Here is a 12382-nt window from a genome sequence, read left to right as displayed (position 1 = left end):
GAGCGCCCCGACGCGGGACGTATGGCGTACAGGGACGCCGAGAAGCTGGACAGGGCAGACAAGTGTGAGGCGGAACGCCGGTGATCCGGGTAGTGGTGGTGGACGACGAGGCGCTGGTGCGGTCCGGGTTCCAGCTGATCCTGAATGCCGCTGACGGCATCCAGGTCGTGGCGACCGCGGAAGGATCGCACGCCGCCGACGTGATCCGGCGTGAGCATCCGGACGTCGTGCTCCTCGACATCCGCATGCCGGACGTGGACGGCCTGACCGTCCTGAGGGAGATCCAGACGCTGCCCGAGCCGCCGACGGTGGCCATGCTGACCACCTTCGACACCGACGAGTACATCGTGACCGCGCTGCGCTCGGGAGCCGCGGGCTTCCTGCTCAAGGACACCGAACCCGAACAGCTCGCCCACCTCGTACGCACCCTGGCCGCGGGCGGGGTGGTGATGTCCCCGAAAGCCTCGCGGGCCCTGCTGCGCGGCCGTCCTGGGGCGGACACGCCCCAGGACGCGGACGTGGCGCGCGTGAACCTGCTCACCGACCGCGAACGTGACGTCCTCGTCCTGATCGCGGAAGGACTGTCCAACGCCGACATCGGCACCCGCATCCACCTGAGCGCGGGCACCGTCAAGGACCACGTCAGCTCGATCCTGACCAAACTCCGGGTCACCGGCCGCGTCCAGGCGGCACTGCTCGCCGAGCGGGCCGGACTGCTCGGCGGCAACGGCGACGTCGGCGCCGGCACGGCACGGGACAACCGGTGATGGGCACGGGTGAGGCACTGCGGCGGCGGGTGCCGTCCTGGGCCGTCGACGCGGGCCTCGTCGTGCTCGCGGCCCTCGACGCCCGGATCAACCTCTACGGCGAGGCGTCAGCGGTCAGGTGGGCCTGCGCCGCCCTCGGCTGCGCCGGACTGTTCCTGCGCAGGCGCCTTCCCCTGCCCGTCTTCCTGCTGACACTGCCCATGACCCTGTTCATGGACGTGGCAGTCGCGCCGATCGCCGCCCTGTACACACTGGCCACGCGCACCCGTAACCGCCCGCTGCTGGCCGGATGCGCCCTGTTGAACGCGGCGGCGACCACCCTCGCCCGGCCCCTGTCCGACACGTTTTCCGGCGACACGTTTTCCGGCGACCGGACCTGGACGCTCATCGAGTTCGTCTACACGCTGGCCATGGCCTTCGCTCCGATCCTGTGCGGCCAGCTCGTGCAGGCCAGACGCGACGTGGCCCGCCAACTCGTCGAGGTCAAAGTGGCCCGCGAACACGAACGCGCCCTGTACGCCCAGACCGTCCTCGCCCGCGAACGCGCCCAACTGGCCCGCGAGATGCACGACGTCGTCTCCCACCAGGTCAGCCTCATCGCCGTGCAGGCCGGAGCCCTGCAGGTCGCCGCCAAGGAGCCGGACGCCCGCGACGCCGCCCGCACCATCCGCACCCTGAGCGTGAACACCCTCGACGAACTCCGCCACATGGTCACCCTGCTGCGCGCCTCCGGCGGCAAGGACACCGAACTCACTCCGCAGCCCACCCTCGCCGACCTCCAGCAACTGATCGCCAACAGCGGCATCGAGACCACGCTGACCGGCGAGCTCCCGCCCGGCATCAGCACAACCGCCCAACGCACCGTCTACCGCACGGTCCAAGAAGCCCTCACGAACGTCCGCAAGCACGCCCCGGGCGCCCGCGCCGAGGTGCGTCTGTGGCATGACGCGCAGCACTTCGGCCTCACCGTCACCAACACCGCCCCCACCCGCCCGTCCGTCGCCCTGCCCAGCGCCCGGCACGGCCTGATCGGCCTGAGAGAACGCGCCGAACTGCTCGACGGCACCCTCACCGCCGAACCCACCCCGAAGGGCGGATACGAGGTCGAACTACGGGCCTCCGTCCGGCCCGCCTGAGCACAACCCGCCCGACGCGTATCGGCGTGCCCGGACACGACAAACTCCAGGCCGCTGACCTGGGGTTTCATATGGAGCGGGTGACGAGAATCGAACTCGCGCCCTCAGCTTGGGAAGCGACGGCGCTTGAGCGGCGCATATGGCCCCGACCTGCTGAGATGGCCCTTTTCCACAGTGGCGGTTCTGGTCGGATCGCACCGCTGCCGACCGTGCTTGCCCGCCCTTACGGGCACGCTATGGGCACGACATCGTGGAGCGGCGGGATATCGCGGCGGAACTGCAGATCGAGGCGGATGCCGGTGACCCGGACGGGACGCTCGCCGGGAGTGGGCTGTGAACATCGATTCGACCTCCAGCCGGGCGCATCGCCTCTCGGCCGGTGCGCCCCGCAAGTCTCCGGCCGGCCACCCGCAAAAGGGGGCAACGCGTGAGGAGGCAGCTGGACGCGGGGCGTTGGGACGTTCACGGCGGACCGGAAGAGTCCACCTGGTCTCCGACGACCGGGCCCGCCCGCTGTGCTGGTGTGGACCGTTGTGCAGTTCATGCGGTGGCGCGGGAACGCTGATGATCACGGCGGCCGTTCAGCTGCCCGCGGGTACCACGCCGATCAGGCCACGCCCCTCCACGAACAAGAACCACGGCTGCCGTGTCTGTCTGCCCGGCGTCCGGGAAGGTAGCTTGGTAGAGAAGGCCCCTGAAGGAGGGCGATTCGATGCCGTGGTTCTTCTGGCTGCTCGCCGCCGCGGCGCTGGGTGCGGCGGAGTTCTTCACCCTGACCCTGGTCTTCGGGTTGCTGGCGGGCGCCGCGTTGGTCGCCGCCGTGGTCGCCGGTGTGGGCATCGGCCTGCTCGGCCAGCTCGTGGCCCTCGCGGCGGCATCGGCGGCGGGTCTCCTGATCGTGCGTCCTGTCGCGCTGCGGCACATGGCGCAGCAGTCGCTCGTGCGGGAGGGCACGGACGCGCTGATCGGCAAGCGGGCGGAGGTGATGCAGGAGGTCACCGCTACCCGTGGCCTGATCAAACTCTCCGGCGAGGAATGGTCCGCCCGCGCCCTCGACGAGAGCCTTGTCATCCCGGTGGGAGCGCTGGTGGACGTCATGGAGATCGAAGGGGCCACGGCCATCGTCTACCCCCGCGAACTCCTCCCATGAACGGCTGAACGGCTGAGCGGTTGAACACCCAGCAACGGAGGCACTGTGGATCCCGTCGTCATCCCCCTCCTCGTCGCGGCCCTTGTCGTGATCTTCCTCGTGGCCTCCACCGTGCGGATCGTCCCGCAGGCGCGCCGCTACAACATCGAGCGGTTCGGCCGGTACCGGCGGACGCTGCAGCCCGGCCTGAACCTGGTCGTGCCGGTGGCGGACCGCATCAACACCAAGCTCGACGTGCGCGAGCAGGTCTATTCGTCCGACCCCAGGCCGGTGATCACCGAGGACAACCTCGTGGTCAACATCGACACCGTGCTCTACTACCAGATCACCGATCCGCGGGCGGCGGCCTACGAGGTCGCCGACTACCTCCAGGCGATCGACCAGCTCACCGTGACCACGTTGCGCAACGTCATCGGCAGCATGGACCTGGAGGAGACGCTCACCTCGCGCGAGGAGATCAACTCCCGGCTCCGTGCCGTCCTCGACGACGCCACCGGCAAGTGGGGGATCCGGGTCAACCGCGTCGAGATCAAGGCCATCGATCCGCCGGCCACCATCAAGGAGGCGATGGAGAAGCAGATGCGGGCCGAGCGTGACAAGCGGGCGGCCATCCTGCACGCCGAGGGTGAGCGACAGGCCAAGATCCTCACCGCGGAGGGCACGAAGCAGAAGGACATCCTGGAGGCCCAGGGTGCGCAGCAGGCCATGATCCTGCGGGCGGACGGCGAGGCCAAGGCGGTGGAGCTCGTCTTCCAGGCCGTCCACCGCAACAACGCCGACCCCAAGGTGCTGGCCTACAAGTACCTGGAGACGCTCCCGCACCTGGCGAGCAGCGACAACAACACGTTCTGGGTGATCCCGGGGGAGCTGACCGAGGCGGTCCGCACCGTCACCCGAGCCTTCGGCGACGAGTCGACGACGGTCGCCCCGACCCCGGGGCAGTCCGGGGAAGCGGCCACCGCCGACGATCACACCGCCCCGGACGACCTCCGGACTCCCCAGCTGGAGGCGGGCTCCCTGGTGTCCCTCGACGCCGCGGCCGCGGCGGACGAGGCCGGGAAACAGGCCGCCGCGGCGGTCAGCGACGCCAAGGCGGAGGCCGAGGCCGCGAAGTCGGCGCAGATGCCGCGCCGGGCGCGGACCTCCGACGATTGAGCCGCCCCGGCCGACCGAGAACCGTTCCCGTGCCCCGACGCGGGGGCGACGTCACGCGCCGGTACGACCGCCCCGCCGGCCCCTGCGCAACCCAGGACTCCGGGTAGGAAGCCTGGCGTTTCTTGACGCCTCCTTAGCAGGGCCCCGGCATAGACGATCCGCCCAAGACTGCCGGGATCCGGCAATGCGATGAGGAGCGGATGCGGGCACCATAGGGGCAGAGGGGAGCACGCGACCGCGGTCTCGATGCCGGGCACCGGCAGGTGTCCGGCATCCGGGCTGCGGAGCTGTGCCGAGGTCGTGTGACGGAGTTGACCGGGGGGTGGGCATGCGGACGTTCTTGGAGGCCGCCACAGGCTTTCCGACTTTCCTGTTCACCGTCCCGCTCGTGGCGGCCGCGGGCTTCTGGCTGCTGGTCGCGGTGGGTGCCGCCGGCTCACGCACCTTCGACGGGGACGCCGACCTCGGTGCGCTGGGGCTGGACGGTGTCCCGGTCGCGGTCGCGTTCTCGCTGTGGACGGGCTTCGCCTGGGCCGGCAGCCTCGGCGCCGTCGTCCTGCTGCAACCGCCGGCTTCGTCGGGGCCGGCGCATGCGCTGACCGGGCTCGTCGTCCTCGTCGCGGCTCCCTCGGTCTCATGGTGTGCGACGCGATCGGTGGTACGGCTGCTGCGCCGCCTCCGTCCCGATGAACCCGGGCCGTCCTCGCCGCGCCTCGCCGGGCCGTCCCGCACGGGCCGTTCGGAGCGGGCGGACGGCGGCCTCCTCCAGGGCGACCACGCGGCCCCGGAACTCCACGCGCGCCGTCGGGCCGCCTGAGCCGCAGACCCGCCCCTGCCCCCGGGTTGCCCTCCGGAGGCGCACGGAAGCGCGCGTACTCCTTCCGGCCCCCGGCATGCGCTCCCTCCTGATCTTTCCGATTCCCGATGACGTCCGGGCACTCCCGGTCTCGGGTCCCTCACCTGCCAAGGATGTTTCTCATGACTGCCATGATCGTGGGCGCCGGTGTCTGCCTGCTCATAGCGCTCCTCGTCCTCCTCCTCTTCTCCCAGCTGTTCCGCAAGGTGGAGCAGGGCAAGGCGCTGATCGTCTCCAAGACGCGGAAGGTCGACGTGACCTTCACGGGGCAGGTCGTGCTGCCCGTGCTGCACAAGGCCGAGGTGATGGACATCTCGGTGAAGACCATCGAGATCACCCGGGCCGGCAAGGAAGGTCTGATCTGCCGGGACAACATCCGGGCCGACATCCGGATCTCGTTCTTCGTGAAGGTCAACAAGACCGTGGAGGACGTCGTCAAGGTCGCCCAGGCGGTCGGTACGGCACGGGCGAGCGACCGGAACACACTGCAGGAGCTGTTCCACGCGAAGTTCTCCGAGGCGCTGAAGACCGTCGGCAAGCAGATGGACTTCACCGACCTCTACACCAAGCGTGAGGAGCTGCGGTACCGGATCATCGAGGTCATCGGCGTCGACCTCAACGGCTACCACCTGGAGGACGCGGCGATCGACTACCTGGAGCAGACGCCGCTGACCCAGCTCGACCCGGCCAACGTCCTCGACGCGCAGGGCATCCGGAAGATCACCGAACTGACGGCCGTGGAGCACGTCCGCACCAACGAGGCCCAGCGCACCGAGGAGAAGGAGATCACCCGGCAGAACGTCGACGCCCGGGAGACCATCCTGGAGCTGGAGCGCCGTCAGGCCGATGCCGAGATCAAGCAGCGGCGGGAGATCGACACCGTACGGGCGAGGGAAGAGGCCGAGACGGCCCGGGTGGTGGAGGAGGAGCGGCTGCGGTCGCAGGGCGCGTTCCTGAAGACCGAGGAGCAGCTGGGCATCCAGCGCGAGAACCAGGCCCGCGAGGTCGCCGTCGCCGCGAAGAACCGCGAGCGGGTCATCGCCGTGGAGAGCGAGCGCATCGAGAAGGACCGGCTGCTGGAGGTCATCGCCCGGGAGCGGGAGACCCAGTTGACGCGGATCGCCGCAGAGAAGGAGGTCGAGGCGGAGAAGCGGGAGATCGCCGAGGTCATCCGCGAGCGGGTCGCCGTGGACCGTACGGTCGCCGAGCAGGAGGAATCCATCAAGAAGCTGCGGGCCGTCGAGGAGGCGGAGCGGCAGCGGCAGGCCGTGATCATCGCCGCGGAGGCGGAGGCGCAGGAGAAGCTGGTCAAGGACATCAAGGCCGCGGAGGCCGCCGAGCAGGCCGCCACCCACCGGGCCGCCGAGGAACTCACCCTGGCCGAGGCCCGGTTGAAGACCGCCGACCTCGACGCGCGGGCCAAGCTGCGCCTCGCCGAGGGTGTCCAGGCGGAGGCCGCCGCCGAGGGCCTGGCCGCCGTCCAGGTCCGTGACAAGGAGGCCGAGGTCATCGAGAAGGCCGGCCGCGCGGAGGCCGAGGCCACCGAGGCACGCATGCGGGCCGAGGCGGAGGGCGCGCGGGCACAGGCGCTCGCCGAGGCCGAGGCCATCGGCGAGAAGCTGAAGGCCGAGGCGGCCGGCCTCACCGAGAAGGCCGCCGCGATGGCCGCGCTCGACGAGGCGTCCCGTACGCACGAGGAGTACCGGCTGCGGCTGGCGGCCGAGAAGGACATCCGCCTGGCCGGGCTGGACGTGCAGCGGCAGGTCGCCGAGGCACAGGCCACGGTGCTCGCCACCGGCCTGGAGAACGCCGACATCAACATCGTCGGCGGGGAGTCGGTCTTCTTCGACCGGCTGGTCGGGGCGATCTCGCTCGGCAAGGGCGTCGACGGCTTCGTCCAGCACTCCGAGACCGCCCAGGCACTGGCGGGGCCCTGGCTGGACGGCACGGCGAGCTTCACCGACGACCTCTCCCGTGCCCTGGGCTCGGTCTCCACGGCCGACGTACGGGATCTGACCGTCTCCGCACTGCTGATGAAGCTGATGAAGACGGGCGGCGCCGACTCCCAGGCTCTGCGGCAACTGCTCGACACGGCGGGTGAGCTGGGGGTCGCGGACACCTCGCTCGCCGCGCTGAACGGCAACGCCAGGAGCTGAAAGGCCGAGCGGCGCGGGGCCATCGCCCCGGGGCCGCTCAGCGGTCCGGAGCTGCCGCACAGGGGACAGCAGCTCCGGACCGCGTCACACCGGCCCAAGAAGGCCTCGACTTCGGAAAGTCCCCGACTTTCTGAGACTTCCTTCGACTTTCCGAGACTTCCGAGTGACATCCGAGAGGGACCGATCGCATGACCACCGGGACGACGGGCCTGGACACCCGCACGTACGAGGCGCTCGACACAGGTACGTACGACGTGCTGCGTGACCGGCTCACCGCGCAGGCCGCCGAACTCGCCCGCCGCGCCGAGGCCCTCAACATCCGCCGCGCCCAGGAGTTCGGCTCGACGCGCCTCGAACTCACCGGCACCGAGCGGCTGCGCACCGAACACTCCTGTGTGCCCCGGGACCTCGTCTCCCTCGGTGACGTGCTGCTCCTCGGCCGCAACGCCCACACCGGCCGGCGGGACGGGACGGCCGTGAGCGACGTCTTCACGCTGCACGACCGCGATCTGAACCGGCTGCCCGACGACGCCGTGCCCGGTCTGCTCGACGACCCCGACTTCGTGGCGGAGTTCACGGCCCTCCACCGTTACTACCGCCAGGCCCACCTGCTGCGCCTGAGCCGTGTCGACGGCAGGCTCCTGGCCGTCTTCCGTACCGGCGAGAAGGCCGACGACATCCGTGTCCTGCGCTGGGCGCTCACCGACGACGGACAGGTGTCCTTCCTCGACGCGCGCGGCGACCGCGACCATGTGCCGCCGCCCGCCCACGACTTCACCTGGACCGAGGCGACCCGCGAGTCCCATGTCCTCGGCCGCCACCCGCACGTGTCCGTCGAGGGCGAGATCTTCGTCACGACTGTCGGAGGCGCCCTCACCGTCAAGGTCGAGGACGACACGGAGACGGGCGAGGGAATCCACTCCGAGCCCGTCGACGAGCCGTTGCAGTCACTCGCCGACGCCGACATCGCGTACGCGCGGGTGGGCACCCTCGTCCTGCTGCGCATCCGGCCCTACAAGGAGGACGCCCACCGGTACCTGGTGTTCAACACGCTCACCAGGAGTGTCGTCCGTCTCGACGGCATCGGCCCGGCCTGCCGCCGCCTCCCGGAGGACCAGGGCATCGTCTTCCCCGGCGGCTACTGCCTGGCGAACGGCACGCACAAGATCTTCGACGGCATCGGGGCCGACGACCTGGAGTTCGACCGGGTGGTCCGCTCACCCAACGGTGAGGACGTCCTCTTCGCGTTCCACGCCCCCGTGGCGGGCCGCAGCCTGCTGCTGCCGTACAACGTGATCCGCAAGGAGACCGCGACCCCGCTGACCTGCCGGGGCTGGGCCCTCCTCGACGACGGCACGCTCATCCTGCTGCGCGCCGAGGGCGAGGAGCCACAGCGCGTCCACCCGGTCCAGCTGTGGAGGTCCCCCTACGTCTCCGACACCCACGCCGCCGCCCGGCCCCTCGGGGACGGCCCGCTCGCCCGCGTCGGCAACGCCGACCTCGTGCGCGGCATCTCCGACTGCCTCTCCATCGCCGGCGCGGTCGCCGGGACGACCCCGACGAGCGAGGTGTACGAGGCACTGGTCGCGGCCTGCGTCCGGGCCGCGGACTCCTACCACTGGCTGGAGGACGCCGAACTCGGCGATCTGCGGGAGCCGCTCACGGACGTGCGGACGACGGCCGAGCAGGTACTGGCCGAGTTCGAGACCGTACAGGCGCTCACCCGGCAGGCCGCCGACGCGCTCGACGAGGCGGCGGACCGGGTCGCCCAGGTGGTGCGCCGACTGCGCGGGGAGACCTTGCGGGGCGCCGCCGTCTGGGTGTCCGGCCTGACCGAACTCCGGCAGGCGCAGGGGCATCTGCTCACGCTCAAGGACATGCGGTACGCCGACACGGCCCGCATCGACGAGCTGGCCGCGGACGTCGAGTCCGACCTCGCCTCGTTCGGCCGGCGGGCGGTCGCCCACCTGGCCCGCGAGGACGCCTTCGCCGACCACCACGCGGAGGTCGAGCACCTCCTCGGGGACGCCGCCGCCATCACCACGGTCGCCGAGGCCGCGCCCGTCGCCGCCCGCGTCGACCGACTGGCGGACGGACTGGGCACGGTGACCGAGGTCGTCGCGGGACTCGACATCGGCGACGCCACCGTCCGTACGTCCGTCCTGGAGCGGATCGCCGAGGTCCTCGCCGGTGTCAACCGGGCCCGCGCCGTGCTCGACGGCCGCCGCCGCGATCTCCTCGACCGCGAGGGACGTGCCGAGTTCGCAGCCGAGTTCACCCTGCTCGGGCAGGCGGTCACCGGTGCCCTCGCCTCCGCCGACACCCCCGAGGCATGCGACGAGCAGCTCGCCCGCCTGCTGGCACGGCTGGAGAGCCTGGAGGCGCGGTTCGCGGAGTCCGCCGAGTTCGACGACTTCCTCGGGGAGCTGGCCGACAAGCGCGACGAGATCCACGAGACGTTCTCCGCCCGTAAGCAGAACCTCGCCGACGCGCGCGCCCGCCGCGCCGAGCGCCTCGCCGACTCGGCGGCCCGCGTCCTGCGCACGGTCGTCCGCCGCGCCGCCTCCCTCCCCGACGCGGACGCCGTCACCACGTACTTCACCTCCGACCCGATGCCCGCCAAGGTCCGCCGCATCGCCGACGAACTGCGACAACTCGGCGACCAGGTACGTGCGGACGAGCTGGACGGCCACCTGAAGGCCGCCCGCCAGGAGGCCCTGCGCGCCCTGCGCGACCGCACCGACCTCTACACCGACGACGGTCGCACGATCCGCCTGGGCACCCACCGTTTCGCGGTGAACACCCAGCCGCTCGACCTCGCCCTCGTGCCGCACGGTGACGGCCTGGCCTTCGCGATCACCGCCACCGACTACCGCTCCCCGGTCACCGACCCCGACTTCGCCGCGACCCGCCCGTACTGGGAGCGCCCGCTGCCGTCGGAGTCCCCGGACGTCTACCGCGCCGAACACCTCGCCGCCCGGCTGCTCGACGAGCACGGCGCGACGGCTCTCGCCGAGGCCGAGAACCTGCCCGCCCTCGTACGCCGGGCGGCGCAGGAGGCGTACGACGAGGGATACGAGCGCGGAGTCCACGACCACGACACGGTCCTGATCCTGACCGCGCTGCTCCGCCTGCACGCGGACGCGGGTCCGCTCCGCCACGAGCCGGTGGCCCGCGCCGGCGCCCAGCTGTTCTGGGCGCACGCCACGACGGCCGAGGAGCGCGAGGCGTGGACCCGCCGGGCCGTGTCGCTCGCCCGCGCCCGGGAGACGTTCGGGCTCGCGCCCGCCATCGCCGACCTGCGGGGCGAGCTGGCGCGAGCGATCGGCGGACCCACCGCGGACGCCGCCGCGGCCTACCTCTTCGAGGAACTCACCGGCGGCGCCGACGGCTTCGTCATCGACGCGGGCACCCGCACCCTGCTCGACAAGTTCCGCCGTACGGTGGGGACTTCGGCGTACGACGAGGACCTCACCGCCCTCGGTGACCTGGGGGCACGCCGGCAGCTGGTCGAGGCGTGGCTGTCCGCCTACGCCGCCTCCACCGGCGCGGACCTCGCGCCCGGTGACCTGGCGGAGGCGGTGGCCGCCGAGCTGTGCCCGGATCTGACCCGCTACACGTGCGACGCGCCCCTGACCGAGACGGTCGAGGGCCTGCTCGGCACCCACCCCCGCCTCACCGGCGGCACCCTCACGGTCCGCGTCGACGAACTCCTCGCCCGCACCCACGCGTTCCGCACCCACGAGGTGCCCGCCCACCGCGCCTACCAGCGTCGCCGCACCACCCTGACGGCCGCCGAACGCGCCCGGCTGCGCCTGGACGAGCACCGCCCGAGGATCATGTCCGGATTCGTCCGCAACCGGCTCGTCGACGAGGTGTACCTCCCGCTCATCGGCGACAGCCTCGCCAAGCAGCTCGGCACCACGGGCGAGTCCAGGCGCACCGACACCGGCGGCCTGCTGCTGCTCGTCTCCCCGCCCGGCTACGGCAAGACGACCCTCATGGAGTACGTCGCCGACCGGCTCGGCCTGATGCTGGTGAAGATCAGCGGCCCCGCCCTCGGCCACACCGTGACCTCGCTCGACCCCGCCGAGGCCCCCAACGCCACCGCACGCCGGGAGATCGAGAAGATCAACTTCGCGCTGGAGGCGGGCAACAACACCCTCCTGTACCTGGACGACATCCAGCACACCTCGCCCGAACTGCTGCAGAGGTTCATCCCGCTGTGCGACGCCACCCGCCGCGTCGAGGGCGTCCGGGACGGCGAGCCGCGCACGTACGACCTGCGCGGCAAGCGCTTCGCCGTCTGCATGGCCGGCAACCCCTACACCGAGTCCGGCAGTCGCTTCCGCGTCCCCGACATGCTCGCCAACCGGGCCGACGTGTGGAACCTCGGTGACGTCCTCACCGGCAAGGAGGACGCCTTCGCGCTCAGCTTCATCGAGAACGCGCTCACCGCCCACCCGGTCCTCGCCCCGCTCGCGGGCCGCGACCGCGCCGACCTCGACCTGCTGATCCGGCTCGCCGGGCACGACCCCACGGCCCGTGCCGACCGGCTCACCCACCCGTACACCTCTGCCGAGCTGGGGCGGATCCTCGCGGTCCTGGGGCACCTGCTCACGATCCGGGAGACGGTCCTCGCGGTGAACGCCGCGTACATCGCCTCCGCCGCGCAGTCGGACACCACCCGCACCGAGCCGCCCTTCCGGCTCCAGGGCTCCTACCGCAACATGAACAAGATCGCCCAGCGCGTCCAGCCGGTCATGAACGCGTCCGAACTGGCCGCCCTGATCGACGACCACTACACGGCCGAGGCCCAGACCCTCACCACCGGAGCCGAGTCGAACCTCCTCAAGCTGGCCGAACTGCGGGGCACGCTCACCCCGGAACAGGCCGCCCGCTGGACGGAGGTGAAGGCTGCGTACGTCCGCACCCAGGCCCTCGGCGGCCCGGACGACGACCAGCTCACGCGCGCGGTGGCCGCACTCGGCCTCCTCGCCGACCGGATCGCCGCCGTCGAGTCGGCCATCTCACGGGCCGCGGACCCGCGCAGCCTGCTCGCGAACCCGAACGCCCGGCACGCGGCCCACCCTGTCCCCGACGCGGAGGGGGTCTGATATTCCCTTGGCATATGCGATAGTTTCCGGCGCGGTAAGCGTCCC

General features: G+C 71.4%; 7 protein-coding genes. All 7 read left to right on the top strand.

Translation table 11 applies throughout. The features are described 5' to 3' along the window. The first annotated feature begins 92 nt into the window (after nt 1–92). The 7 genes from E4N62_RS16175 (at nt 93) to E4N62_RS16145 (ending at nt 12337) form a co-directional block, all read left to right on the top strand. Complete coding sequence (locus tag E4N62_RS16175; RefSeq protein WP_230215555.1) at nt 93–767, top strand: response regulator transcription factor; 675 nt, start codon at nt 93–95, stop codon at nt 765–767. Next, on the top strand, nt 767–1903 hold the full coding sequence (locus tag E4N62_RS16170; protein ID WP_230215554.1) for a sensor histidine kinase: 1137 nt from the start codon (nt 767–769) through the stop codon (nt 1901–1903). Before E4N62_RS16175 ends, E4N62_RS16170 begins: the two co-directional genes overlap by 1 nt. Before the next feature lie 712 nt (nt 1904–2615). Next, nucleotides 2616–3053, top strand: coding sequence for an NfeD family protein (locus tag E4N62_RS16165; RefSeq protein WP_230215168.1), 438 nt, complete (start codon nt 2616–2618; stop codon nt 3051–3053). 45 nt (nt 3054–3098) lie between these two features. After that, on the top strand, nt 3099–4208 hold the full coding sequence (locus E4N62_RS16160) for an SPFH domain-containing protein (protein ID WP_230215167.1): 1110 nt from the start codon (nt 3099–3101) through the stop codon (nt 4206–4208). Nucleotides 4209–4536: 328 nt separating this feature from the next. Next, a complete protein-coding gene (locus E4N62_RS16155; RefSeq protein WP_230215165.1) occupies nt 4537–5025 on the top strand; it encodes a hypothetical protein in 489 nt (162 codons plus the stop codon). Nucleotides 5026–5186: 161 nt separating this feature from the next. Continuing rightward, the gene (locus E4N62_RS16150) at nt 5187–7220 is read left to right on the top strand and encodes an SPFH domain-containing protein (RefSeq protein WP_230215163.1); all 2034 of its coding nucleotides are present in this window, start codon (nt 5187–5189) and stop codon (nt 7218–7220) included. Nucleotides 7221–7408: 188 nt separating this feature from the next. Continuing rightward, nucleotides 7409–12337 carry a DNA repair ATPase gene (locus E4N62_RS16145; RefSeq protein ID WP_230215161.1) on the top strand — a complete coding sequence of 1643 codons (4929 nt, stop codon included), beginning with the start codon at nt 7409–7411 and terminating at the stop codon, nt 12335–12337. Nucleotides 12338–12382: the final 45 nt, after the last annotated feature.

The organism is Streptomyces sp. MNU76, from assembly GCF_020982545.1.
Classification (GTDB): domain Bacteria; phylum Actinomycetota; class Actinomycetes; order Streptomycetales; family Streptomycetaceae; genus Streptomyces.
Note: the sequence above shows the minus strand (reverse complement) of the source record. Positions and strands in the feature narration are given on the sequence as shown.